Origin of the sequence: Roseomonas sp. FDAARGOS_362, from assembly GCF_002754815.1 — a bacterium.
Taxonomy (GTDB): Bacteria; Pseudomonadota; Alphaproteobacteria; order Acetobacterales; family Acetobacteraceae; genus Roseomonas; species Roseomonas mucosa.
On sequence record NZ_CP024582.1, the window covers coordinates 208,925 to 233,686 of the forward strand.

Annotated in this window: 20 protein-coding genes; 19 read left to right on the forward strand and 1 reads right to left on the reverse strand. The window is 66.9% G+C overall.

The genetic code is table 11. The features are described from left to right. Positions 1 to 26 precede the first annotated feature (26 nt). The 5 genes from CTJ15_RS00940 to glsA all read left to right on the forward strand — a co-directional run bounded on the left by CTJ15_RS00940 (position 27) and on the right by glsA (position 6,152). Positions 27 to 1,043, forward strand: coding sequence for a PDR/VanB family oxidoreductase (locus CTJ15_RS00940; RefSeq protein WP_099780860.1), 1,017 nt, complete (start codon positions 27 to 29; stop codon positions 1,041 to 1,043). A 148-nt stretch (positions 1,044 to 1,191) separates the two neighbouring features. After that, a complete protein-coding gene (locus CTJ15_RS00945; protein ID WP_099780861.1) occupies positions 1,192 to 1,983 on the forward strand; it encodes a UDP-2,3-diacylglucosamine diphosphatase in 792 nt (263 codons plus the stop codon). A gap of 8 nt (positions 1,984 to 1,991) precedes the next feature. Beyond that, positions 1,992 to 3,056 (forward strand): glycosyltransferase family 1 protein, encoded by a 1,065-nt coding sequence (locus tag CTJ15_RS00950; protein ID WP_099780862.1) that lies wholly within the window; start codon positions 1,992 to 1,994, stop codon positions 3,054 to 3,056. A 339-nt stretch (positions 3,057 to 3,395) separates the two neighbouring features. Continuing rightward, positions 3,396 to 4,493, forward strand: coding sequence for an AraC family transcriptional regulator (locus tag CTJ15_RS00955; protein WP_193009537.1), 1,098 nt, complete (start codon positions 3,396 to 3,398; stop codon positions 4,491 to 4,493). A 642-nt stretch (positions 4,494 to 5,135) separates the two neighbouring features. Continuing rightward, entirely contained in the window at positions 5,136 to 6,152 is a 1,017-nt protein-coding gene (gene glsA, locus CTJ15_RS00965) for a glutaminase A (protein ID WP_075822363.1), read from the forward strand. A gap of 44 nt (positions 6,153 to 6,196) precedes the next feature. On the opposite strand, the gene CTJ15_RS00970 is transcribed toward glsA, so the two are convergent. Further along, on the reverse strand, positions 6,197 to 7,015 hold the full coding sequence (locus CTJ15_RS00970; protein ID WP_099780839.1) for an IS5 family transposase: 819 nt from the start codon (positions 7,013 to 7,015) through the stop codon (positions 6,197 to 6,199). A gap of 143 nt (positions 7,016 to 7,158) precedes the next feature. On the opposite strand from CTJ15_RS00970, the gene CTJ15_RS00975 reads away from it, so the two are divergent. The 14 genes from CTJ15_RS00975 to CTJ15_RS01040 all read left to right on the forward strand — a co-directional run bounded on the left by CTJ15_RS00975 (position 7,159) and on the right by CTJ15_RS01040 (position 24,321). After that, positions 7,159 to 8,781: an MFS transporter gene (locus CTJ15_RS00975; protein WP_075822362.1), complete on the forward strand. Its 1,623-nt coding sequence runs from the start codon at positions 7,159 to 7,161 to the stop codon at positions 8,779 to 8,781. Between the two features lie 193 nt (positions 8,782 to 8,974). Next, positions 8,975 to 9,178: an asparaginase domain-containing protein gene (locus CTJ15_RS24965; RefSeq protein ID WP_168550374.1), complete on the forward strand. Its 204-nt coding sequence runs from the start codon at positions 8,975 to 8,977 to the stop codon at positions 9,176 to 9,178. Positions 9,179 to 9,551: 373 nt separating this feature from the next. Then, a complete protein-coding gene (locus tag CTJ15_RS00985) occupies positions 9,552 to 10,295 on the forward strand; it encodes an efflux RND transporter periplasmic adaptor subunit (protein ID WP_226945871.1) in 744 nt (247 codons plus the stop codon). Positions 10,296 to 10,348: 53 nt separating this feature from the next. After that, positions 10,349 to 11,167 carry an IS5 family transposase gene (locus CTJ15_RS00990; protein ID WP_099780839.1) on the forward strand — a complete coding sequence of 273 codons (819 nt, stop codon included), beginning with the start codon at positions 10,349 to 10,351 and terminating at the stop codon, positions 11,165 to 11,167. 74 nt (positions 11,168 to 11,241) lie between these two features. Beyond that, on the forward strand, positions 11,242 to 11,610 hold the full coding sequence (locus tag CTJ15_RS00995; RefSeq protein ID WP_338129635.1) for a hypothetical protein: 369 nt from the start codon (positions 11,242 to 11,244) through the stop codon (positions 11,608 to 11,610). Further along, the gene (locus CTJ15_RS01000; RefSeq protein ID WP_075822359.1) at positions 11,607 to 14,654 is read left to right on the forward strand and encodes an efflux RND transporter permease subunit; all 3,048 of its coding nucleotides are present in this window, start codon (positions 11,607 to 11,609) and stop codon (positions 14,652 to 14,654) included. Before CTJ15_RS00995 ends, CTJ15_RS01000 begins: the two co-directional genes overlap by 4 nt. Positions 14,655 to 14,726: 72 nt before the next feature. Continuing rightward, entirely contained in the window at positions 14,727 to 15,848 is a 1,122-nt protein-coding gene (locus CTJ15_RS01005) for a patatin-like phospholipase family protein (protein ID WP_099780866.1), read from the forward strand. A 4-nt stretch (positions 15,849 to 15,852) separates the two neighbouring features. Further along, positions 15,853 to 17,316: a GntP family permease gene (locus CTJ15_RS01010; RefSeq protein WP_019462990.1), complete on the forward strand. Its 1,464-nt coding sequence runs from the start codon at positions 15,853 to 15,855 to the stop codon at positions 17,314 to 17,316. Positions 17,317 to 17,641: 325 nt separating this feature from the next. Continuing rightward, positions 17,642 to 18,652: a LacI family DNA-binding transcriptional regulator gene (locus tag CTJ15_RS01015; RefSeq protein ID WP_019462991.1), complete on the forward strand. Its 1,011-nt coding sequence runs from the start codon at positions 17,642 to 17,644 to the stop codon at positions 18,650 to 18,652. Between the two features lie 53 nt (positions 18,653 to 18,705). Then, complete coding sequence (locus tag CTJ15_RS01020; protein WP_019462992.1) at positions 18,706 to 20,001, forward strand: sugar ABC transporter substrate-binding protein; 1,296 nt, start codon at positions 18,706 to 18,708, stop codon at positions 19,999 to 20,001. 37 nt (positions 20,002 to 20,038) lie between these two features. Then, entirely contained in the window at positions 20,039 to 20,971 is a 933-nt protein-coding gene (locus tag CTJ15_RS01025) for a carbohydrate ABC transporter permease (protein ID WP_075822393.1), read from the forward strand. Then, positions 20,968 to 21,825 carry a carbohydrate ABC transporter permease gene (locus CTJ15_RS01030; RefSeq protein ID WP_019462994.1) on the forward strand — a complete coding sequence of 286 codons (858 nt, stop codon included), beginning with the start codon at positions 20,968 to 20,970 and terminating at the stop codon, positions 21,823 to 21,825. The genes CTJ15_RS01025 and CTJ15_RS01030 overlap by 4 nt, the downstream gene beginning before the upstream one ends. A 34-nt stretch (positions 21,826 to 21,859) precedes the next feature. Further along, a complete protein-coding gene (locus CTJ15_RS01035) occupies positions 21,860 to 23,170 on the forward strand; it encodes an alpha-glucosidase/alpha-galactosidase (protein WP_075822392.1) in 1,311 nt (436 codons plus the stop codon). A 65-nt stretch (positions 23,171 to 23,235) separates the two neighbouring features. Continuing rightward, complete coding sequence (locus tag CTJ15_RS01040; RefSeq protein ID WP_099780867.1) at positions 23,236 to 24,321, forward strand: ABC transporter ATP-binding protein; 1,086 nt, start codon at positions 23,236 to 23,238, stop codon at positions 24,319 to 24,321. The last annotated feature ends 441 nt before the right edge of the window (positions 24,322 to 24,762 follow it).

The window sequence follows — 24,762 nt, forward strand, 5'->3', positions numbered from 1 at the left end:
CGGCGCGTGGGAGGAAAGAGAGAAAGATGCGGTTCGACGGACAGTGGATCACGGCGGTGGTTCGCGGCACGCGTGACCTGACGCCTGGCATTCGCGAATTCATCCTGGCACCCGAGGGCGGTGCGACGCCCTATGCCACCGGCAGCCATCTCTGCGTGCGCGTGATGGTCGATGGCAGGATCGACCTGCGCCGTTATTCGCTGGTCGGCGATCAGCCGCAGGATGGCTGCTGGCGCATCGCCGTGAAGCGCGAGGAGCCGGGCAGGGGAGGCTCTCGCTACATGTGGTCGCTGCCCACCGGAGCGCGCCTCGAGGTCACGGCGCCGGATAGCTTCTTTCAGCTTTCCGGCGATGCGCCCGATTACCTGCTGGTCGCCGGCGGGATCGGGATCACGCCGATCCGTGGCATGGCATCGGCCCTGCGGCGGCGTGGTGCGCGTTTCCGCATGCTGTATGCCGGGCGATCCCGCGCAGAGATGGCCTATCTGGCCGAACTGGAAGCGGAGCTTGGCGGGCAGCTGGAGGTCTTCAGCGACGCCGACGGACGAAGGATCGACCTGAAGCACGCCTTCTCGTCGCTCGAACCGGAAGCGGAAACCTATATCTGTGGTCCCATCGGCCTGCTGGAAGCGGCGAAGCGCGAATGGGCTGCCGCAGGTCGGCCGCGCGCTCGGCTGGTCTTCGAAACCTTCGGTTCCTCCGGCCGCCATCCCACCGAGGCCTTCACCGTCCGGCTTCCTCGCTTGGGCATCGAGGTGCAGGTGCCGGCCAACAGCAGCATGCTGGAAGCGCTGGAGGCCAGCGGCGTCGGTGTGCTGTCCGACTGCAGGCGCGGAGAGTGCGGCCTCTGCGCGATGGACGTGCTGGATGCCGACGGCATCCTGGATCATCGTGACGTGTTCTTCAGCGACCATCAGCACGAGGAGGGCCGCAGGATCTGCGCCTGCGTCTCCCGCGTGGTCGGTGGCACGATCACCTTGGACACGGCGGATTGTGGCGACGAACAGCTCCGGTCCGGCCCGGAGGTGATGCTGCATTCCTGAGCCACCCTGGGCGCGGCCCGCGACCGGGGGGGGGAACGCAGGGCACTTCCCGCCAGAGGCAAGCTGACGCCCAGCATTCAAGGAATCTTCACGCCCATCCCGGTTCCCGCATCCTATACCGGTCGCGAAACAGGTTGCCGGGCACTGGATGCAACAGACATTCGTGAGGCGCCACTACCGCACGGTGTTCCTTTCCGACCTGCATCTCGGCCTTCGCGCCAGCCGGGCCGACCTGCTGCTGGATTTCCTGGGCGGCATGGATTGCGGGCGGATCGTGCTGGTGGGCGACATCGTGGATGGCTGGCGCCTGCGGAAGTCCTGGTACTGGGACGCCTACCATGACGAGGTGATCCGCCTGCTGCTGCGCAAGGCGCGCGAGGGTGTCGAGATCCTCTACATCCCCGGCAACCACGACGAGATGTTCCGCGACTGGGTGGGGCTGGAGGTCGCCGGCATCCACCTCGTGCAGCAGGCCGAGCACGTCACCGCCGACGGCCGCCGGCTGCTGGTGATGCATGGCGACGAGTTCGACAGCGTGGTGCGCTACTGGCCGCTGCTCGCCCATCTGGGCGACTGGGCCTATGACGCGGCGCTGCTGCTGAACCGCTGGTTCAACACCGCCCGGCGGCGGATGGGATACCCCTACTGGTCGCTGTCGCAATGGCTGAAGCGGCGTGTGAAGGAAGCCGTCAAGGCGATCGACCGCTTCGAGGAGTCGCTGGCGCACGAGGCACTGCGCGGCGGCTATGACGGCGTCATCTGCGGCCACATCCATCATGCCGAGATGCGCGACATCGGCGGCGCGACCTACATGAACACCGGAGACTGGGTGGAGTCCTGCACCGCCCTGGTGGAGCATCCCGACGGACGCTTCGAACTGCTCGATTGTTCCGTCCGCGATCGCCTGGCCACGCCGCCTGCGCAGCCGGTGCCCGCCTGATGCGGCGGATGGACGGGCTGCCCAGCCTGCTCCCCCAGACGCCCGCGCGTATCCTGATCGTCTCGGATGCCTGGGAACCGCAGGTGAATGGTGTTGTGCGGACCTTGCGGACCGTCGCCGATCTTCTCCGGCGCGATGGCGACGTGGTCGAGATCCTGGGCCCTGACCGTTTCACCTCCCTGCCCATGCCCTCTTATCCGGAGATCCGGCTTGCCTGTTCCTCCCGCGCAGCGGTCGAGGCCCAGGCGGAAGCCTTTCGTCCGCAGACCATCCATATCGCCACGGAAGGACCGCTGGGCTGGATGATGCGGGCGGTCTGCCGCCGCCGTGGCTGGCCCTTCACGACGTCCTTCCACACCCGCTTTCCGGACTACCTGCATCTGCGGGCCCGTGTGCCGCAGAGCTGGTCCTGGGCCGTGCTGCGCCGCTTCCATGCTGCCTCCGCCGGAACCCTGGCGGCGACGCCCTCCCTGCTGCGGGAGATGGAGGGCCGTGGTTTCCGCAACCTCCAGCTCTGGACGCGTGGGGTGGATCTGGAACGCTTCCGGCCAGGGCTGCGGGATGGACCTCTCGACCCCTATGCCGGGCTCCAGCGTCCAGTCTTCGCTTGCTTCGGCCGGGTGGCGGTGGAGAAGAACATCGAGGCCTTCCTGAACCTCGATCTTCCGGGCTCAAAGGTGGTGGTGGGCGATGGACCGCGGCGTGCGGCGCTCCATGCCCGCTTCCCGGAAGTGCGTTTCCTCGGCCAATTGCACGGAGAGGCGCTGGCGGCCTGCTACGCGGATGCGGATGTGATGGTCTTTCCCTCCCGCACCGACACTTTCGGCTTGGTGATGCTGGAAGCCCTGGCGAGCGGAACGCCTGTCGCCGCCTTCCCCGTTCCGGGGCCGCTGGATGTGCTGGGCGGGGCGGCCGCGCCCGTTGGCGCCATGAACGAGGATCTTCGCGCCGCGTGTCTCGCCGCCCTTGCCGTGGATCGCGCGGCCTGCCGGGACCATGCGGAAAGCTGGTCCTGGGGCCGATGCAAGTCGCTCCTCCGGGCTGCCCTGGTCCCCATCGCCCAACTCGGCTGAAAACCTATGGCTCCGCAAGCCTGGTATTTTGCTTCTGCACCATCGGATGGGCCATGTCTGTCTCGGGAAGGCAGGAACATGCCTCCGGACCCGTCCTGAAGCCGGGCCATGGAAGTCACTTCGGCACTGGGAACGATGGCACGAATGTTACCCTGGCCCCGGAAGCGTGAGGTCGTCAGCATGCTACGAGCCCTGTAACGGCCCATTACATCGGCTCCGAAATAATGCCTGTTGATGGTGGACATGTCCTAAGGCGACCACGGTCTGGAGTTCAGAGTAATGACTCGCGTGAACGCTCTGCAGCACTGCGCCAGATCCCCCATGGATGGACCAGCGGGGATGGAGCAGCCACTCGCGTCCTGCGGGGCGGATTCGAGCCCGTTGCAACCGGTGGTCTTCTCAACCGACCTCGTTGAGCCGAGCCGCCGTCTCGATCTGTGGCAGAGCAAGTACGAGTCCTTCAACATCATCACACCGATGGGAGAGGCGGACCCGAGTTTCTCCGGCCGCAACGTGATCTGGTCCTTCGGTGCCCTGGCCCTGAGCCGTAACACGGCACCGGGCGTGTCGATCGAACGCAGTGCCCGGCAGGTCCGTCGCGACTCGATCGACCACTGGGTGGTGCGTGTGGCCCGGACCGGTGCGTCCAGGTACCGCTCCGCCTCGGCTTGTTTCGTCACCAGCCCGGGCGTGCCGGCCCTGTTCTCGCTCGGCGAGCCTTCCGAGAGCGACCGGACCAATGCGGATTGGCTCTCGCTCTACATCCCGCGCGACGCTTTCCCGGAGCTTTCAGTGGGCTTGGCCGCGCTTGGAGCTGGAGTGCTTGAAACCCCCGGAGCGGCTCTCCTGGCGGACTACCTGCTGCTGCTGGAACGACGCCTGTCGGCGATGACGCCGGAACAGGTGCCTGTTCTGGCCACGGCGACGCGTTCCATGATCGCGGCTTGCCTCCTCACCGGCATTGCGCCGAAGGCCGTCTCGCCGGTGGACAAGGCGACTGCCCAGATAGAGCGAATAAGACAGGTGATCCGACAGAATATCGGTCGCGCCACGCTCGACCCCCAGAAAATCTGCCGCCTGGCGGGTGTCTCGCGTTCTGTCCTCTATCGGCTTTTCGAACCGCATGGCGGCGTGGCCCACTACATACAAGGGCAGCGCCTGCACATGGCGCATGCGATGCTCTCGGAACGCGGGTGCCGCCTCTCGGTGGGCGAGATCGGTGAGCGGGTGGGCTTCTTCGACGCCTCCACCTTCAGCCGGGTTTTTCGGCGGGAGTTCGGCTACACGCCGGGCGAGGCGCGTTCGGCCGGCCAGCAGGGCCTCCGGGCCGCCGGGGCGGAGACCATGCATTCCACATCCTTCGGCCTCGACTTCGGCGGCCTGCTTCGCCGGCTCGGTGCCGGCGACAGGCGTGGGGCTGCGGTGCCGCCAGCATGACCGCCAGATACCCTTCCGGTTTAGCCTGGGACGGGCCACACAGTGGCGGCATCCATGGCCCATGATCGCTGGTTGCCAGAAGCACTAGCCTTCTCGGACATGCGGCCTCTCACCAACCTCATCTTTGTCGCGGCCGGGCCGGCGGAAGTCACCGGTCGAAGGTACAGATCGCGGAACTGGCCGTCGGTCGAGGCGGCGACCCCTGCCGTAGCCCCGCTGGTTTCCGGCTGGCCTGCAAGGAGGAAGGTGGAATTTCCATGGAGAAGCTGGATCAGGTCCTGGCACACATTGGTTCCGAACTGGAGGCGAGCCTGGAGAGGCTCTTCGTCCTGCTCCATTTCCACGGACCCCGCCGCCTCCGCCAAGGTCCTCTTCCGCCTCGCCTTCGAGCAGGGTCCGGATCCTGGCGGATTGCCAGAAGGAATTCCAGGAGCATGGCGCCGGCCGGGCGATCCGTTGTCCCATCAAGGGTTTGGCTCTCGCGAAGGCGCGGGAGGTCCTGATCGCGGAATGGGGTCGGCCCGCAATCTTCATCGCTGGCAGCGGCTCGATCCCGATCACGCGTAAGCTGAAGGTGGCCGGAGTCTGCGTACCGCGCCCTAGACGATCCTGCGCTGCGGCGACGCCAGGGAGATGGATGGAATGCACAAGGAATTGTTCGGCGGCGAATCCCGGGACCAGACCTCGGTCTCTACGGGGCACCTGCCTCCGCCCGAGAGGGTGGATGAGCTTCTGGAGGAAGCGCATCATCGCTTTCGAAGCAACGATGACGGCGTGGTCGCGGACTACATTCCTGCCCTGGCGAAAGTTCCGAGAGACCTCTTCGGCCTGTGCGTGGTGGAGGCGGACGGGGCCGTCCACACCGTCGGCGACGTGGACCATGCCTTCTCGATCCAGAGCGTCTCCAAGCCCTTCGTCTTCGCCCTGATCTGTCAGGCCATCGGTGCCGAGCCGGCCAGGGAGCGGGTGGGCGTGAACGCGACCGGCCTGCCTTTCAACTCGGTGATGGCGGTGGAACTGAATACCGACCGCACCATGAATCCGATGGTCAATGCCGGTGCCATCGCAACCACCAGCCTGGCTCCCGGCGATACGGCCGAGGCGAAGTGGCACTTCATCCAAGAGGGCCTATCCCGGTTTGCCGGGCATGAGTTGAAGATGGACTCGGAGATCTACGAGTCCGAGGCCGCCACCAACCTTCGCAACCGCGGGATCGCCAAACTGCTGGAGGGCTACGAGCGCATGTATTTCGACGCCCTGGAGGCCACGGATATCTACACGCGGCAGTGTTCGCTGCTGGTCACGGCGCGCGATCTCGCAGTGATGGGCGCGACCCTCGCCGATGGCGGGGTAAACCCGCTGACAGGCGAGCGGGTGATCGACGAGGCGCACTGCAAGCGGATCCTGGCGGTGCTGGCGACCGCCGGGCTCTACGAGGAGTCCGGCGACTGGCTCTACGAAGTGGGACTGCCGGGCAAGAGCGGGGTCAGCGGGGGCATCGTCACCATCGCTCCGGGCAAGGGGGGACTCGGCACATTCTCCCCACCACTGGACGGGGCAGGCAACAGCGTCCGTGGGCAGCTTGCCACCAAGTTCCTGTCGGAGCGCCTCGGCCTCAATCTATTTGCCTCGCGGCCGATCGAAGCCAGCCACCGGTGATGCAGGGCTCGCAAGAAAGGGATGTCCATGGATAAGACCCCGTTTCATAACGGCTGAGCCAGACGCCGGACGAGGATCATGGCGGCGGCGAGGGTGAAGAAGGCGACGGCGGAACCGACGGTGGCCTCGTGATCGCGAGCGAGGCGTCGGCAGCGGCCGAACCAAGCGAAGGACCTCTCCACCACCCAGCGCCTGGGTTGCACGGCGAAGCCTTTCTGGCCGGGTGCGCTGCCGATGATGGTAACGGCGACGGGGGAGGCTCGGGCGACCCGCGGACCGGCGTAGGCGCGGTCGGCGAAGCAGCGGGCCAGGAACGGCCAAGGGCGGCGCGACATGGCCAGGAGGGCCGCACCCCCTCGGCTGTCATGCAGGCAGGCGGGCGAGATGGCGGCGAGCAGGAGCCTACCGTCCGTGTCCACCAGGGCGTGGCGCTTGCGGCCCGTCACCTTCTTCCCGGCATCGTAGCCGCGGACACCTTTCACGCCGACACCGCCCGAGCGGACGGATTGGGCGTCCAACACCGCCGCTGTCGGTGAGGCCTCTCGGCCGACCCGCTCGCGGTCGGCCATGATGAGGGCGTGCGCCAGTCGCTCGAAGGTGCCCCGGCGCGAGAGGCGCAGGAACCAACGGTGCACGGTCCCGGGCGGCGGGAAGTCGCGGGGCAGATGCGCCCAGGCGCAGCCGGTACGGAGCACGTAGAGGATCGCATCGACCACCCGCCGCATCGGCCAGGACCGGGGTCGTCCGGTCTTTGCAGGGCTTGGCAAGAAGGGCTCGACCAGGGCCCACTCGGCATCGGTTAGGCACGTTGCATAAGGCTGGGAGCCGCGCGCAAGCTGCGCGCGGGCGGCAGGGGTCCACATGGGCCACCTCGAAGGACGTCAGACACCCTCCGAACGCGCAGAACTCCCGCCGCTCACCCCGCCTCAGCCGTTATGAAACGGGTTCTAAAACAACGACGACGTTGGGCGACACGCTCCCCGAGGCTCGGTCATCCTGGGTGCCCATGATCGCCATCGCCCTTGGCCAGGCCATCATGTCCTTCAATGTGGCTTCCCTGCCCGTGTCCCTGGCAGGCATGGTCAACAGCTTCGGCGTGCCGCCGACCACGATCGCCACGGGCATCGTGATGTATTCCCTGTCGGTGGCGGGCTTCGTCATGCTGGGCGCGAAGCTCGTGCAGCGCTTCGGCTCCACCCAGGTCTTCCGCATCGTCGTCGCCCTGTTCGGCGTGGCGCAGGTGCTGATGGTGGTGAGCCCGGTGGCAACGGTGATGCTGCTGGCGCAGCTTCTTGCCGGGTTGGCGGCAGCAGTGATCGTGCCCGCTCTCGTGGCGCTCATCGCCAACCATTATCATGGCCAGCAACAAGCGACCGCTGTCGGCACGCTGGGTTCGGCACGGGCCGGGGCCGGGGTGGCGGCCTTCCTGATCGGCGGGTTGCTTGGCACCTTCATCGGTTGGCGGCCTGTCTTCGGCATCCTGATCGCTGCCTCGGCACTAGTGTTCTTCCTGAGCTTCCGCCTGAAGCCGGAGGAACCGCGGCCCGAGGTGAAGATCGACGGGGTCGGCGTCATCCTGGCCGCGGCCGCGATCGTCATGACCGTCTTCGGCTTCAACAACCTCAATCGCTGGGGTCTCGGCATCGCCCGGCCGAGCGCGCCCTTCGACCTCCTGGGCCTTTCGCCCGCGCCGGTGATGATCGTCATCGGCATCGTGCTTCTCCAGGGCTTCATTGTCTGGACGCGGCGGCGCCAGGCAGCCGGCCAGACGCCCCTGCTTGATCTACGTGTCATCACTTCGGGGCAGGAGCGGGCCGCAGTCTATGCCATGTTCGCCGTGGTGGCGCTGGAGGCGATGCTGAACTTCTCGGTGCCGCTCTATATCCAGATCATCCAGGGCCGCACGGCGATCGAGACGGCGATCGCGATGCTGCCCTTCAACCTGACCGTCTTCTTCACCGCCATGCTGGTGGTGCGCCTGTATCCCTTCCTGGCACCGCGCCAGATCGGCCGCCTTGGCTTCATCCTCTGCACCCTGGCGCTGCTCTGGCTTGCCTGGGTGGTCCGCAACGACTGGTCGGCCGTGGCGGTGATGTTCGGGCTGATCGCATTCGGCATCGGCCAGGGGGCCCTGGTGACGCTGGTCTTCAATGTGCTGGTCACCGCGGCGCCCAAGGATCTGGCGGGCGATGTCGGGTCCCTACGCGGCACGACGCAGAACCTAGCGGCCGGTGTCGGCACCGCATTGGCCGGCGCGCTGCTGGTTGGGCTGCTGAGCAGCGCCATCCTCTACCGTGTGGCGGAGAATCCGCGCTTGCCGCCGGCGGTGGTGTCGCAGATCGACCTCGACAGCATCAACTTCGTCAGCAACGACCATTTGCTGGAGATCATGCAACGTACCGGTGCGGCCCCCGAGGTCGTACAGGAAGCCGTCCGGATCAATGCCGAATCCCGCCTCCGGGCCCTGAAGATCGGCCTGCTGGTGATGGCCTGTGTCTCGCTTCTCGCCATCTTTCCGGCGGGACGGCTTCCGGCCTACCGCCCTGGCGAGATCCCGGCGCATCCGCCTGTCCCGGCCGCTGGCGCTACCGTGGCGGCAATCAGGGAGGATGAGGAGGCCGCCCTATGAGCCTGCCTCGAACGCTGATCCTGTCCCTGGGCGGCACCATCGCCATAGTGCCGGGAAAGGGGAGGGGCATCGCGTCGAAACCGGGGGGGCACCGATCTCGTGGCCATTGTTCCGGCCCTCTCGGGGCTGGCGGAGATCGAGGCCCGTTCGCCCCCGCGCCTGCCCAGCCCCTTCCCCGGAGGATCTGCTGACGGTGACAAGGGTTATCGAAGCCGGCTTCCAGGTCGGCTTCGACGGCGCGGTGATCATCCAGGGTGCGGACACGATCGAGGAATCCGCGTTCCTCCTCGACGTGCCGGTGACAGGCGATAAGCCGGTCGTGATGCGAACCTGCCCGGCGCTGTCCAGGTGGCGGCTCCGTCGCAGGCCCGCGGGCTCGGCGCCCTGGCCGTGTTGACTGCTGCTCGGCCTCGCCCTGCGGCCAGGGTCTGGGCTTCCTCCCGACGAGGCCCTCGCGCCCTATCAGTAGAGCCCTGTGAACAGGCCGGGGAACGGTGCGGCGTGCGCCGAACGAACCGGAGTACAAGACGCTCCCGAGCCGTGCCTTTAGCGGACCATCACATCTGGGACGGTCCAACGCATTTGGAACATGTTTATGTCGAGGGCCTTGTCGATAAACCTGCAAAACAGATGGAGGGGGCGCGCACCATGGTTGTCTTCGGACGCACAGGGAAAAGGTTCCCGATGCGTTGGAACAATGGCCGGCGCGATCGGCGTGGGCCGACGCGATCGCCATGATTCAGCGGCATTTGCATCGGAGACGCCCCAGGATGCCGCAGGCACTCGGACCCGCCACCACGACGAGGCTGCTGCGGCAGGGTTTGACACTCACCAGCCTCCTGGCTCTCTTCGCCTGCGGCCCGGCCGAGCCGCCACCGCCGGAGCCGCCGCGGCCGGTCCGTGCCATCACCACATCGCTGGAGCCGGGTGGCGAGGCGGTGACGCTGACCGGGCAGGTGGAGGCGGCTGAGGAAGTCGGCTTAGCCTTCCGCATCGGCGGACGGATGATCGAGCGCAACGTGAACGTCGGCGACCAAGTCCGCGCCGGCCAGATCATCGCAAGGCTGGAGGACCGCACGCCGCGCGACAACCTGCGGGCCGCGCGGGCGGCCACCGCAGCGGCGCGGGCGGCGCTGGTGCAGGCGCGCAACCACTACGACCGGCAGAACCAGCTGCTGCGCAGCGGCTTTACCACCCGAGCTAATTACGACGACGCGGTTCGGCGCCTGCAGGCCGCCCAGTCCCAGGTGGATGCCAGCCTGGCGCAGGAGAACATCGCCGAGACGACGCTCGCCTATACGGATCTCGTGGCGGATTCCAACGGCGTTGTCACGACCCGTGGCGCCGAGCCGGGCGAGGTCGTGGCGGCGGGACAGCGCATCGTGACCCTGGCCCGTGAAGGTGGCCGCGACGCGGTGTTCGACGTGCCTGCCCGGCTGATGGAGCAGGCAGGACCCGACCCGCTGGTCACGGTGTCACTGAGAACCCGTTTCATAACGGCTGAGGCGGGGTGAGCGGCGGGAGTTCTGCGCGTTCGGAGGGTGTCTGACGTCCTTCGAGGTGGCCCATGTGGACCCCTGCCGCCCGCGCGCAGCTTGCGCGCGGCTCCCAGCCTTATGCAACGTGCCTAACCGATGCCGAGTGGGCCCTGGTCGAGCCCTTCTTGCCAAGCCCTGCAAAGACCGGACGACCCCGGTCCTGGCCGATGCGGCGGGTGGTCGATGCGATCCTCTACGTGCTCCGTACCGGCTGCGCCTGGGCGCATCTGCCCCGCGACTTCCCGCCGCCCGGGACCGTGCACCGTTGGTTCCTGCGCCTCTCGCGCCGGGGCACCTTCGAGCGACTGGCGCACGCCCTCATCATGGCCGACCGCGAGCGGGTCGGCCGAGAGGCCTCACCGACAGCGGCGGTGTTGGACGCCCAATCCGTCCGCTCGGGCGGTGTCGGCGTGAAAGGTGTCCGCGGCTACGATGCCGGGAAGAAGGTGACGGGCCGCAAGCGCCACGCCCTGGTGGACACGGACGGTAGGCTCCTGCTCGCCGCCATCTCGCCCGCCTGCCTGCATGACAGCCGAGGGGGTGCGGCCCTCCTGGCCATGTCGCGCCGCCCTTGGCCGTTCCTGGCCCGCTGCTTCGCCGACCGCGCCTACGCCGGTCCGCGGGTCGCCCGAGCCTCCCCCGTCGCCGTTACCATCATCGGCAGCGCACCCGGCCAGAAAGGCTTCGCCGTGCAACCCAGGCGCTGGGTGGTGGAGAGGTCCTTCGCTTGGTTCGGCCGCTGCCGACGCCTCGCTCGCGATCACGAGGCCACCGTCGGTTCCGCCGTCGCCTTCTTCACCCTCGCCGCCGCCATGATCCTCGTCCGGCGTCTGGCTCAGCCGTTATGAAACGGGGTCTGAGCGGCAACCCATCGGTCAGGACGACCGGAAGGGTGCGGGAGATCTCGCCGCAAGCCGATCCGGTGACACGGACCTTCCGGGTAAGGGTCGGGCTGATCGATCCGCCGGAGACCCTGCGGCTGGGCTCGACGGTCAATGGCAGCATCCAGATCGGCGGAGTGAGCGGCATCGATGTCCCGGCCTCCGCCCTGACCCGGGGCAGCCAGGGCCCGGCGGTCTGGGTGGTGAACGGCCAGGATTCCACCGTTGCCCTGCGCCCGGTCGAGGTGGCGCGCTACGACGCCGCGCGGGCCATCATCGCCGATGGACTGCAGGAGGGCGAGGTGGTGGTGACCGCGGGGGTGCAGACCCTCCGGCCCGGCCAGAAGGTCCGGCTGCTCGGCAATGGGCAGGCTGCCCCTCAGGCTGCGGCCAGGGACGGTGCGCGGTGAAGCCCTTCAACCTTTCCGAATGGGCGCTGAACAACCGCTCCATCGTCGTCTATCTGATGATCGTCGCGGTGCTGGCCGGCACCCTGTCCTTCCTGCGCCTGGGCCGGGCGGAGGACCCGGTCTTCACGATCCGCACGATGATCGTGCAGGCCAACTGGCCCGGCGCCTCCATGAACGACACGCTGAACCAGGTCACCGAGCGGCTGGAGCGCCGGCTGCAGGAAACGCCCAACCTGAACCGGCTGCGCAGCTTCACCCAGCCTGGCCAGAGCCTGATCTATGTGGAACTGCTGGGAAGCACGCCGGACGCCAAGGTCGCGGACACCTGGTATCAGGTCCGCAAGTACATCGGTGATATCCGCCACACCCTGCCGCCCGGCATTCAGGGCCCTTTCTTCAACGATGACTTCGGCGATACTTTCGGGATCGTCTATGGCTTCACGGCGGACGGCTTCACCCATCGCGAGCTGCGCGACCATGTGGAGGAGATGCGTTCGGAACTGCTGAAAGTCCCCGACGTTTCCCGGATCGAGTTCATCGGGGCTCAGGATGAGCGGGTCTTCATCGAGTTCTCGATGGAGAAGCTGGCGGGGCTGGGCATCGACCGGAACGCCTTGATCGCCGCGTTGCAGGCGCAGAACCTGATCTCACCCGCCGGCACCATCGAGGGTGGGCAGGAGCGGCTGCTGCTGCGCGTCTCCGGCTCCTTCGAATCCGAGGACGACATCCGGGCGACGAACTTCTCCATGGGCAACCGCATCCTGCGCCTGAGCGACGTCGCGGAGGTCCATCGCGGCTATGCCGACCCACCCCAGCCCATGTTCCGCGTGAACGGGCGGGAAGCGATCGGCCTCGGCATCTCCATGCGCGACGGCGGTGACGTGCTGCAGCTCGGCCGCAACATCGATGCGGCGGCGCGGCGCGTCATGGCCGACATGCCGGTGGGGATCGAGATGCATTCGGTGGCTGAGCAGCCGCGGACGGTCGAACTGGCCATCGCCGACTTCATGGGCTCCCTCTGGCAGTCCATCGCCATTATCCTGGTGGCGAGCTTTGTCAGCCTCGGCCTGCGGGCCGGCGCCATCGTCGCCCTGGCCATCCCGCTGACGCTCGCCATTGTCTTTCCCATCATGCAGGTCGCCGGCATCGACCTTCAGCGCGTCTCCCTGGGCGCTCTGATCATCGCCCTGGCGCTCATGGTGGACGACGCCATGACCACCGTGGACGCCATGATGAACCGGCTCGCGGCGGGCGACAGCAAGGAGGCGGCCGGCACCTACGCCTTCCGCGCCCTCGCCTTCTCGATGCTCGCGGGCACATTGGTGACCATCGCCGGCTTCGTGCCGATCGGCTTCGCCCGCAGCTCGGCCGGCGAATACACCTTCTCCATCTTCGCGGTCGTCACCATCGCCCTGCTGGTGTCCTGGCTGGTCGCGGTGATCTTCGCTCCCCTGCTCGGCGTGCTGATCCTGCGGCCGCCCAAGCCAGGAACCTCCAACGAGCCCGGGCGGCTGGTGCGGATCTACCGCTCCTTCCTCGGGGGGGCGATCCGCTGGCGGTGGTTGACCATCGCCGCGACAGTGGGGCTCTTCGCCCTGTCGGTCTTTGGCATGCGCTTCGTCAGCCAGCAGTTCTTTCCGCCCTCGGACCGCTATGAGCTGATGGTGGACCTGACCCTGCCGCAGAACGCCTCGATCCACGCGACCGACGCAACGGCGGCGCGGCTGGAGGCCATTCTGGCCAAGGACGCGGATGTCGAGCGCTGGAGCACCAATGTGGGCCGCGGTGCCATCCGCTTCTACCTGCCGCTGGATGTGCAGCCGCCGAACAACTTCTTCGCCCAGCTCGTGGTGATCACCAAGGGCCTGCAATCCCGCGACCGGCTGGAGACCCGGCTGGAGCAGTTGCTGCCGGAGCAGTTCCCCGATGTGGTCGGCCGCGTCTATCCGCTGGAACTAGGCCCGCCGGTCGGCTGGCCCATCCAGTACCGCGTCTCCGGCGACGATCCGGACAAGGTGCGTGATCTGGCGATGAACCTGGCCAAGGTGGTGGCCGCGCATCCCTCCACGCGCGGCACCAGCTTCGACTGGATGGAGCCCGCCCGCCAGCTTCGTGTCCGGGTGGACCAGGACGAGGCCCGGCGCCTCGGGCTGAGCTCGGCGGCGGTGGCCAGCGCCCTGAACGCGGCGATCTCCGGCACCACGGTGACGCAGATGCGCGACGGCATCTACCTGATCAACGTGGTGGTGCGGGCGGTCGAGGCCGAACGGATGTCGGTCGATGCCTTGCGGACCCTGCAAATTCCGATCCCCGGAGGGCGCACGGTGTCGCTGAGCCAGTTCGCCACCTTCGACTACGATCAGGAATATCCGATCATCACGCGCCGGAACCGCGTGCCCACGCTGACGGTTCAGGCCTATCTGCCGCGGGGCGTGCTGCCCAACGACGTGGTGGACGACCTGGAGCCGGGGATCGCCGCGGCGGTGGCGGCGCTGCCGCCCGGATACCGGATCGAGACGGGCGGCATCGTCGAGGAAAGCGCCGACTCCCTGGCCTCGGTGAAGGCGGTTGTGCCCATGATGCTGTTCATCATGCTCACCGTGCTGATTTTCCACCTGAAGAGCTTCTCAAGGCTCTTCATCGTGCTGAGCGTGGTGCCGCTGGGCCTGATCGGCGTCGCCGCCGCCCTGCTCCTGTCCAGCAGCCCGCTCGGCTTCGTCGCCATCCTGGGCGTGTTGTCGCTGATGGGCATGATCGCCAAGAACGCGGTGATCCTGGTCACGCAGATCGAGGCCGAGCGCAAGGCGGGACGCAGCGTCACCGAGGCGGCGCTGGAGGCCAGCACCTCCCGCTTCAGGCCGATCATGCTGACCGCCGTCTCCACGGTGCTCGGCATGATCCCGATCACGCCCACGGTGTTCTGGGGGCCGATGGCCTTCGCCATCATGGGCGGCCTCCTTGGTGCCACGATCCTCACGCTGATCTTCCTGCCGGTGCTCTATGTGACCTGCTTCGAAGGGCGGGTCGCGGCGCGACCAGGCTGATCCGGCCGCGGCCAACCGCTCTGCCGAACAGCCTTCCCGCTTGTCCACACACCGGAAAGCATGGAGCCTCGTATGAGCAAGACATCCAACACGTCAGACGCTTCCAAGGACGGGACGGCATCGCAGCCCGGGGAGGCCACTCCGAAAGCCAGCCTGCGCGATCCTGTCGCCATCGATCTCGGCCTGCAGGGTGGAGGCTCGCACGGCGCCTTCACCTGGGGTGTGCTGGACCGGCTGCTGGAGGAATCGTGGCTGGAGATCGATGCGATCAGCGGCACCTCGGCCGGGGCCATGAACGCCACTGCCCTGGTGACCGGCTATCAACAGGGAGGACGCGATGGCGCGAGGGCGGCGCTGGAACGCTTCTGGAGCGCCGTGGCCCGGGCAGCACTGCTGAGCCCCCTCAGGCGCGGTCCGCTCGACATCCTGCTGGGCCGCTGGTCGCTGGATAGCTCTCCGGCCTTCCTGGCAATGGACATGATGGCCCGCCTGGTCTCGCCCTATGACATCCACCTGACTGGCGGCAACCCGCTGAACGCGGTTCTGGCCGAAACCATCGACTTCGGCCGCCTGGCCCATGCCCGGCAGCGCCTCTACGTCACCGCCACCAATGTTCGCACTGGCCGGGGCCGGGTCTTCCGCAACGCCGAGGTCACGCCCGAGGCGCTGATGGCCTCGGCCTGCCTGCCCACCCTCTTCCGGGCCGTGGAGATCGATGGCGAAGCTTATTGGGACGGCGGCTATGCCGGCAATCCGACCATCACCCCCCTTGTCCGCGATGGCGGTTCGGCTGATGATCTCCTGCTGGTGGCCATCAACCCGGTGGACCGGCCCGGCACGCCCCGCTCCGCAACCGAGATCCAGAACCGGCTGAACGAGATCTCCTTCAACGCCACGATCATCAAGGAGCTCCGCATGATCGCCTTGCTACAGCAAGTCGTCGCGGAGAGCCCGGCGAAGCTGGACAGTAGGCGAGTGGAGGGAGCGCGCTGGGCCAGCTTCCGTGTGCATCTCCTCTCCAGCCCCGTGATGATCGATCTCGGCTACTCCTCCAAGCTGAACGCGGAATGGGAGTTCCTCACTTTTCTGCGCGACGAGGGCAGGCGGACGGCGGAGCGTTTCCTCGCCGAGAATGGTGACAAGATCGGCCGCCGCTCCTCCGCGGACCTGAACAAGCTGCTGGAGGGTGTCTGAACCCATGGGTCTTCTCGGAATCCTCCTGGGACTGGCCCTTCTCATGGGGCTGGCCTTCCGGGGCTGGAGCGTGCTTCTCCTCGCACCCGCGGCGGCCCTCGTGGCGGCGGGCTTCGCCGGTGAGCCGTTGCTCGCCAATTGGACCCAGACCTTCATGGGCGGCGCGGCGGGCTTTATCGCGCAGTTCTTTCCGCTCTTCCTGCTGGGCGGAGTCTTCGGCAAGCTGATGGATGACAGCGGGTCGGTCACCGCCATCGCCAACGGCATGACGGCCCGGCTCGGCACCAAGCGGGCCATCCTGTCCGTGGTGCTGGCCGGCGCGCTCGTCACCTATGGCGGCGTGAGCCTCTTCGTGGCCTTCTTCGTGCTGGCCCCGATGGCACATGCGATGTTCCGGGCCGCGGATATCCCGCACCGGCTCATGCCGGGAACGATCATGCTCGGCGCCTCGACCTTCACCATGTCGGCGCTGCCGGGCACGCCCGCCATCCAGAACGCCATTCCGATGCCCTTCTTCGGCACCTCGCCCTGGGCGGCGCCCGGGCTCGGCATCATCGCCGCTCTCGTCATGGCGGCCACCGGACTCTGGTGGCTGGATTACCGCGAGAGGCAGGCACGTAGGGCCGGGGAGGGTTACCGGCTGTCGGGCGCCGGCGGACAGGAGGCCACGGAGCGGGCAGCCGGCGATTCCGTGGTCCGCGAGCACGCGGCGGTCTCGGGGGAGTTCGATCCGGCCGAAATCCACCGCGGCGAGCACGGCCGGAGCGAGCCGGGCTTCTGGACCGCCCTGGCGCCGATCGGCGTGGTGCTGGTGGTCAACCTGCTGATGACGGCGGTCGTCCTGCCACGTATGGACACGGGCTTCCTGGCCGATCCGCGCTGGGGCGGCACCGCGATCGAGGCGGTCGCGGGTGTCTGGTCGGTGGTCGTGGCGCTTTTCGCGGCCTGCGTGGCGGTGGTTTTGCTGAACCGCGCCAACCTGCCTTCCTTGCGCGCGACGCTGGACGCGGGCGCCAACTCGGCCGTCCTGCCCGTCCTCGGCGTCGGCAGCCTGGTCGGCTTCGGCGCGGTGGTGGCCTCCCTGCCGGCCTTCGAGATGGTGCGCGACCAGGTCCTCGGCATCGGCGGGGGGCCGCTGGTTTCGCTGGCGGTGGCGACGAACGTGCTGGCGGCATTGACGGGTTCGGCCTCGGGCGGGTTGACCATCGCGCTCGACACGCTGGGCCCGACCTATCTGCGTATCGCCGCCGAACAGGGGATCGATCCCGGTCTGTTGCACCGTGTCGCGGTGATCGGTGCCGGTACGCTGGATGCCCTGCCGCACAATGGAGCGGTGGTGACGCTCCTCGCGGTCTGCGGCTCCAGTCATCGGAACAGCTACCTGGATATCTTCATGTCCAGCGTTGTCAGTGCTCTCGTGGCCCTGGTGATCGTGATCGTGTTGGGAGGCCTGATCGGCTCCTTCTGATCCGCTTGCTACGGTTCAGCAGATCGCCGGGGGGCGGTCTTCCCGGAGCTGGAGGCCCGGTTTTTGCCGGTGCTTCTGCTACGCACCGCGGTGATGTTCGGCACGGCAGCCCTGACAACGGCAAGTCGCATCCATTGTCCCTGTCCGATGGAAGAAGACGTGTAACGAATCAGCCCCGAAAAACACCATTGACATTGGTCATATATAAGACATAAGCTCTTTCTAATACGTATTAGGAGCGAGGATTATGGTCCGGGGGAGGTCGCAGGAACGTCCTCGGCGCACAGGCGCCGCGACCAGCCTGGACGTGGCGCGTCTCGCTGGCGTGTCGCAGACCACCGTTTCCCTGGTGCTCAATGACGCCAGCCGAAAGGTCGGCCTGTCGGAAGCAACGCAGCAGCGCGTGCGGGAAGCGGCGCTGCAACTTGGCTACACGCCGAATTCCGTCGCCCGGAACCTGCGGCGGCGGCGCACGAACACCCTGACCTTCATCTGCCCTGACCTGAGCAACCCCTATTTCGCCGAGGTGATGGGCGCGGCGCAGCGGGCGGCGCAGGAGAAGGGCTATCTCCTCGACATCCTGGCCGCGCAGGACGCAGCCGACAAGCTGCGGGCCGTTGCGCGCATGCGGAGTGGCGTGTCGGATGGCGTGATCACCTCGGCGCCCACGCAGGCGATCTGGGAGGAGCTGAAATCCCTGACCCGACAGGGGTTTCCCTGCGTGACTCTGCAGGATCAGGGCGAGGACGCATCCATTCCCTGCGTCGGGGTGGATCTCGAAGCCGGCGGACACATGGCGACCCGGCATCTGCTGGACTGCGGCTACCGGCGGATCGGCCATGTCTGCGCCCATCAGAGCCATCCTCTGCGACGGCAGGAGCGTGTGCACGGATACCGGCGCGCCTTGCTGGAGGCCGGGCTGGAGCATCGCCCCGCCTGGGAGATCGAGGTGCCGAACAGCCCCGAAGGCGGTGTCGAGGCGGTCGGGCGTCTGCTGACACTGCCTTCGCCGCGCCCCGAGGCACTGTTCGTCTTCAACGATCAGATGGCGATCGGCGTCTTGCACGCCTTGCGCCGCCATGGGCTCCGCGTACCGGAGGACATGGCCGTGGTCGGCTTCGACGGCATTGCGCTGACAGGTTTCGGCAACCCGACACTGACCACGGTGGAACATCCGCGGCAGGAACTCGGCCGTCAGGCTGCCATCAGCCTGATCGAACGCCTGGAAGGGGTGGAGCGGCCGGAACCGCACAGTCTCCTGCCAGGGCGGCTTCTGATACGCGAATCCTGCGGTGGCTTGAAACGGAGCGGGCTGCTGGAGGGTGTGGCCGCCTAGCGCGGCGTGAGGTGACGAGCCGCGGAAAGCGGCCGGACAGAGAGGGACGGACCATGAAGCAGACATACGCGACGGGATGGCGGCCAGGCCGCCGGAGCCTGCTGGGGGCCGGCATCGCGCTGGCCGGTGCGGCGGCGCGGCCGGTATGGGCACAGGGCGCCGTGAACCTCAACTTCGCCGTCTGGGGCAACCGGGCGGAGGAGGAGGCCTTCCGGCGGCTGATCGCGGGCTATACCGCGCAGCACCCGAACGTCTCCATCCGGCTGGAGCTGAACGGCTCCTCGGCGCAGCTCTACCAGCAGGTGGATACGCGCCTCGCCGGCCGGCAGGCCCCGGACCTCATCCGGATCCAGTACCAACAGGTGGGCCGCTACGCGAAGGCGGGGGCCATCGTCGATCTGAGCGGGCAGCTGGACGCCGGCATGGACAGCCAGTTCGCGCCTGCCTTGTGGAAGGCAGCGACCTACCGCGGCAAGTCCTTCGCCATACCGCACCACACCGACACCCTGGCTGTCTATTGCAACATGGAGATGTTCCGGCGCATCGGCGTCGAGCTGCCCTCCAGGCTGGAGGACAGTTGGCGCTGGGAGGAGTTCATCCGCATCGCGCGGCTGCTGAAGGAGAAGGCCGAGGCGCCCTTCGGCTTCGCCTGCGCCTGGCAGAACACCGCCGCCTATCGCTTCCTCCCCTTCCTCTACCAGCATGGCGGCCGGTTGCTGGATGCGGATCTGCGCCAGCCGCAACTTTCCTCACGCGAAGGCATCGAGACCCTGGCCTGGACCCAGTCCTGGTTCATCGAGAAGCTCGTGCCGCCCACCACCTCGATCAAGAGCAACGAGCAAACGCAGAACCTCTTCGCCAACGGCACGATCGGCATGATGGTGCATGGCGACTGGCAGATTCCCTTCCTGCAGGAAGCGATGACGCGGGCGGAATGGCGGGTCACCTACATGCCACGCGACCTGTCCATGGCGTCCGATCTAGGCGGGAACTGCCTAGCCGTCACACGCGACAGCAAGAACCGCGACGTGGCCATCGATTTCCTCCGCTTCGCCACCACCGAGGCCAATATGCGCGACTTCTGTCTCGCGGGCGGCTTCCTGCCGGTGCGGAAGAGCCTGATGGAAGGTACGCTCGACTATCCGCTGCGGCCCGACGCGATGAAGGTCTTCGTGGAACAGTCGCGCACCATCCCGGACCATCTGGCGGCCACGGTGACGCTGCCGGATTTCAGCCGCATCAATGCGAAGCTCGCTGAGCAGCTGGATCTCACCTTCACCTCCGGCCAGACGCCGAAGGTTGCCGCCGAGAACGTGGACAGCACCATCCGCAGCGTCCTCAAGGACTGAACCCCCTGACCCGCCCCCTCCTGCCCAGAGGCGAACCATGCCCAGCAGCCTGGTCCTGACAAGCGCCGCGCATCCCTCCGCCGCGGTACGGGCGCGCCGGTCCTTCCGGCGCCCCTGGATGACGGCCTATGCCTTCATCAGCCCCAATCTGGTGCTGTTCAGCGCCTTCAGCTTCTTTCCGCTGCTCTATGCCTTCTACATCAGCTTCCATGACTGGAGCCTGATCGGCGATGCCGAGTATGCGGGCCTCGCCAATTACCGCCGGCTGCTGGGCGACACGCAGTTCTGGCACGCCCTGCTCAATACCGCGGCCTATGCACTGGCTTCCGTCCCGACCACCATGGCGGGCGGCCTGCTGCTGGCGGTGGCGCTGAACCGGCAACTACCGGGCCGGGTCTTCCTGCGCAGCGTCTACTTTCTGCCCGTCGTCGTCTCGGCCGTTGCCACCGGCATCATCGCCGCCTGGCTGTTCAACGAGCACTACGGCGTCATCAATTCCCTGGTCGTGCGCCTGGGCGGAGATCGCATCCCCTGGCTGTCCTCGCCGAACTGGGCGCTGCCCTCTCTCGTGCTGGCGACCCTCTGGGTGCGGGTGGGCTTCTGCATGGTGGTCTATCTCGCCGCCCTGCAATCCATTCCGGCTCTGTACTACGAGGCCGCGACGATGGACGGCGCCTCGCCCTTCCGCCAGTTCCGCAAGATTACCCTTCCCCTTCTGCGGCCGGCTACCTTCCTTCTCCTGGTGCTGAGCGTGATCCACTCCTTCCAGGTCTTCGACCTCATCTATGTCATGACCGGCGGCGGACCGGGCTTCTCCACCACCATGCTGGTGCAGTACATCTACCAGTCTGCCTTCACGACTTCCGAGATGGGCTATGCCAGCGCCATCGGCGTGGTGCTCTACGCCATCGTGCTGGGCTTCACCATCATCCAGTGGCGGATGAGCCGTCAGTCGGAGAACGTGCTGTGAGCGGCGCAACCCTGGAAACGGGCGCTTCGCGCCCCGGCCATCGCCGCACCGGCACCGTGCTGATCTGGATCGCCCTGGCCCTGGGCGCGGCGGCCATGATCTTCCCGCTCTACTGGATGCTCGCCACCGCCATCCGGCCTCGTTCGGAGGTCTTCCAGCCCGTGGTCAGCCTCATCCCGCAGGTCCTGACGCTGGAGAACTTCCGCAATATCTGGGAACGGCATCCCTTCCTGACCTGGACACTGAACTCCACCTTTATCGCAGTGGTGGCAGTGGTGATCACGGTCTCCGCCAACCTGCTCTGCGGCTATGTCTTCGCCAAGTTCCGCTTCCCCGGGCGCGATGTTCTGTTCTTCGCGATCCTGGGCGCGCTGATGATCCCGATCCAGGTAATCCTGGTGCCCGAATTCCTCGTGGTGTCCTGGCTTGGCCTGCTGAACTCGCCTTGGGGGGTCATCCTGCCCCGCGCTGCGGAGGCCTTCGGCGTCTTCATGGTGCGCCAGTTCATGGTGAGCATCCCGGACGAGTTGCTGGAGGCCGCGCGCCTGGACGGCGCGGGCGAGATGCGGATCTTCCTGCGGATCGTGCTGCCCCTCTCCAAGCCCATCATCGCCGTGCTGGTGATCTTCACCTTCATGTGGCGCTGGAACGACTTCGCCTGGCCGCTGGTGGTGTTGACCGACCAGGACCTTTTCACCCTGCCGCTCGGCTTGAACCTGCTGCGCGGCGAAGCCAATCCGGACTGGGGCGGCGTCATGGCCCTGGCCCTGATCTCCCTCCTGCCGATGCTGCTCATCTTCCTGATCTTCCAGCGCTACCTCGTGCAGGGGATCGCCAGCACCGGCCTGAAGTGAACCCGTTCCGACCCTCATCAACCGAGAAGAGAACATGACCAAGATCGCCATGATCGGCGCCGGCAGCGTCGTCTTCGTCAAGAATCTGCTCACGGACATCCTCAGCCTTCCTTCAATGAAGGAATGCGAGATCGCGCTGCACGACATCGACCCGGAGCGCCTGGAGACGGCCGGGATGATGGCACGCTGGACCTCCGGGCAGTTCGCTGCCGGAGCCGCCGTTACCGAGCACGCCGACCGCCGCCGCTGCCTGGAAGGCGCGGATTTCGTGATCAACATGGTGCAGATCGGCATGCACCAGGCGACACTGCTGGACTTCGACATCCCGCGCCGGTACGGCCTCAAGCAGACCATCGCCGACACGGTGGGCATCGGCGGAATCTTCCGCGGGCTGAGGACCATCCCCTTCATGATGGACCTCGTGCGCGACATGCGGGCGGTCTGCCCCGGCGCCCTGCTGCTGAACTATACCAACCCGATGAGCATCCTGACCTGGGCGGTCTACAGGGCCTTTCCGGAGCAGCAGGTGGTCGGGCTCTGCCACAACGTGCAGCACACGGCGCGCGACCTCGCTTCCTATCTCGGCGTGGACCGCTCGCGTCTCAGCTACGACTGCGCCGGCATCAACCACATGACCTGGTTCCTGCGGCTGGAGATCGACGGCAAGGACGCCTACCCGCAGCTCCGCCGCGCGGCACGGAACCCGGAGATCTTCGCCAAGGACAAGATCCGCTTCGAACTGATGGAGCATCTGGGGCGCTTCGTCAGCGAATCGAGCGAGCACACCGCGGAGTACACGCCCTACTTCCTCCGCCGCGAGGACCAGATCGCCGAGTATGACGTGCCAGTGGACGAGTATGTCCGCCGCAGCGAGCGCAACCTGCGGCGCTATGCCGAGACGCGGCAGAAGCTGCTGGCCGGCGATAGCTTCCCGTTGGAACGCAGCGACGAGTACGGCGCCGCGATCATCAACGGCATGGTGACGGGTGAGCCGCAGCTCATCTACGGCAATGTCCGCAACACCGGGTTGATCGAGAACCTGCCGCGTGATTGCTGCGTCGAGGTGCCGGTGATCGTGGACCGCAACGGGCTGCGCGCCTGCTATGTCGGAACCCTGCCGCCGGAACTGGCCGCCCATTGCGCGCCGCATGTGTTCGTGCAGGAACTCACGGTCCGTGCGGCGCTGGAGGGCGACCGCGACGCGGTCTACCGCGCCGCGGTGCTCGATCGCCATGCGGCGAGCGTGCTGTCGCTGCGCGAGATCCGCAGCATGGTGGACGACCTGATCGCGGCGCATGGCCACGCCATGCCCCTGGGGGTCCGCCAGGAGGCGATGGCCGCCTGACGAACCGTCCGCGGGGCGGAACGGTCCGCCCCGCCCATGGCAAGAAGCAAGAAGGAGAGGGATGGATGAGCTGGCTGGCCCTGGAGCATGTCCACAAGTGCTTCGCCGAGCACGCGGTGATCGAGGACGTGAACCTGTCCGTGACCAATGGGGAATTCGTGGTCTTCGTCGGCCCCTCGGGCTGCGGCAAGTCCACGCTGCTGCGGATGATCGCCGGGCTGGAGAGCATCAGCGAAGGCAATCTGCGCATCGACGGAGAGGTGATGAACGACGTACCAGCGGCCCAGCGCGGCATCGCCATGGTCTTCCAGTCCTATGCGCTCTATCCGCATATGAACGTCTACAAGAACATGGCCTTCGCGCTGGAAACCGCCCGGATGCCGAAACCGGACATCGACGCGCGGGTCCGCCGCGCCGCCGGGATCCTGCAACTCGATCACCTGCTCGACCGTAAGCCGAAGCAGCTTTCCGGCGGGCAGCGGCAGCGCGTCGCCATCGGCCGGGCCATCGTCCGAGAGCCCAAGATCTTCCTCTTCGACGAGCCGCTCTCCAACCTCGATGCCGAGTTGCGCGTACAGATGCGCGTGGAGATTGCGAAGCTGCACCAGCAACTCGGCAACACGATGATCTACGTGACCCATGATCAGGTCGAGGCCATGACCATGGCGGACAAGATCGTGGTCCTCCGGGGTGGGAAGGTAGAACAGGTCGGCTCGCCACTCGAACTCTACAACAACCCCGTCAACCGCTTCGTGGCGGGCTTCATCGGCAGCCCCAAGATGAACTTCCTGCAGGCAACCCTGCGGCCAGCGCGGGATGGCACGGCCCAGGTGTCGTTGGGCGACACGGTGCTGCCCCTGCCGCATCTTCGCTGGCAGGGCGAGGCAGATTGCAGCTTCGGAATCAGGCCCGAGCACCTACGCCTCGGTGGCGACGGCACGTGCCTCGGTGATGCCAGGGTCCAGCTCGTCGAGCAGTTGGGTGGCTCGTCGCTGATCTATGGAACCCTGGCCGATGGGCAGCCCATCACCGCCCAGCTCGAGGGCCAGCAGAAGCCCAGGCCTGGTGAGAGCGTGCCTCTGCATCTCGACGTGTCGCTGGCCCATCTCTTCCGCCTGGATGGGGAGCAGGTGGTGCCGCGGTCCCCTTGATCATGGCCGGAAACAGGCCCGTCGTTCTGGACCGTCGGTAGTCTCGGCGGGCCGGACGATGCGGGGCTGTCACGGAATGGTCGCCAGTGCGGTTGTTGGCATGTCCGCATAGCAGCAGGCCGGGAGCGTGGCCTCCGGGATTCTCCAGCGTGAATGCCGGCCGTCCTTCGGGCTGTGGCAACGGCATCAGTACACCGCGCTGCCGCGAGTGCGGCACGCGGCATCGTCCAGCCCTTGCAGCAGGGTCATTTCCTTGCGCTTTACCGAAAACGTAAATCTGCAAGGCCCGGTGATAGCCGGCCCGTGGGCAGCCCGTCCGCCTGGAAGTCGTCCCATGGAGCGCAGAACCCGGCGCCGTTCCGGACGTCCAACCCTCTATGCCTCCGATGCTGGCATCAGTAGCCTTTCAAACAGGCACCTGAACCTCATGACCGGACCGTT

What these genes read in the sequence shown, in the direction of transcription:
- CTJ15_RS00940 (WP_099780860.1), top strand. Translation starts at nt 27, where the DNA reads ATGCGGTTCGACGGACAGTGGATCACGGCGGTGGTTCGCGGCACGCGT.
- CTJ15_RS00945 (WP_099780861.1), top strand. Translation starts at nt 1,192, where the DNA reads ATGCAACAGACATTCGTGAGGCGCCACTACCGCACGGTGTTCCTTTCC.
- CTJ15_RS00950 (WP_099780862.1), top strand. Translation starts at nt 1,992, where the DNA reads ATGGACGGGCTGCCCAGCCTGCTCCCCCAGACGCCCGCGCGTATCCTG.
- CTJ15_RS00955 (WP_193009537.1), top strand. Translation starts at nt 3,396, where the DNA reads ATGGAGCAGCCACTCGCGTCCTGCGGGGCGGATTCGAGCCCGTTGCAA.
- glsA (WP_075822363.1), top strand. Translation starts at nt 5,136, where the DNA reads ATGCACAAGGAATTGTTCGGCGGCGAATCCCGGGACCAGACCTCGGTC.
- CTJ15_RS00970 (WP_099780839.1), bottom strand. Translation starts at nt 7,015, where the DNA reads ATGTGGACCCCTGCCGCCCGCGCGCAGCTTGCGCGCGGCTCCCAGCCT.
- CTJ15_RS00975 (WP_075822362.1), top strand. Translation starts at nt 7,159, where the DNA reads ATGATCGCCATCGCCCTTGGCCAGGCCATCATGTCCTTCAATGTGGCT.
- CTJ15_RS00985 (WP_226945871.1), top strand. Translation starts at nt 9,552, where the DNA reads ATGCCGCAGGCACTCGGACCCGCCACCACGACGAGGCTGCTGCGGCAG.
- CTJ15_RS00990 (WP_099780839.1), top strand. Translation starts at nt 10,349, where the DNA reads ATGTGGACCCCTGCCGCCCGCGCGCAGCTTGCGCGCGGCTCCCAGCCT.
- CTJ15_RS01005 (WP_099780866.1), top strand. Translation starts at nt 14,727, where the DNA reads ATGAGCAAGACATCCAACACGTCAGACGCTTCCAAGGACGGGACGGCA.
- CTJ15_RS01010 (WP_019462990.1), top strand. Translation starts at nt 15,853, where the DNA reads ATGGGTCTTCTCGGAATCCTCCTGGGACTGGCCCTTCTCATGGGGCTG.
- CTJ15_RS01020 (WP_019462992.1), top strand. Translation starts at nt 18,706, where the DNA reads ATGAAGCAGACATACGCGACGGGATGGCGGCCAGGCCGCCGGAGCCTG.
- CTJ15_RS01025 (WP_075822393.1), top strand. Translation starts at nt 20,039, where the DNA reads ATGCCCAGCAGCCTGGTCCTGACAAGCGCCGCGCATCCCTCCGCCGCG.
- CTJ15_RS01035 (WP_075822392.1), top strand. Translation starts at nt 21,860, where the DNA reads ATGACCAAGATCGCCATGATCGGCGCCGGCAGCGTCGTCTTCGTCAAG.
- CTJ15_RS01040 (WP_099780867.1), top strand. Translation starts at nt 23,236, where the DNA reads ATGAGCTGGCTGGCCCTGGAGCATGTCCACAAGTGCTTCGCCGAGCAC.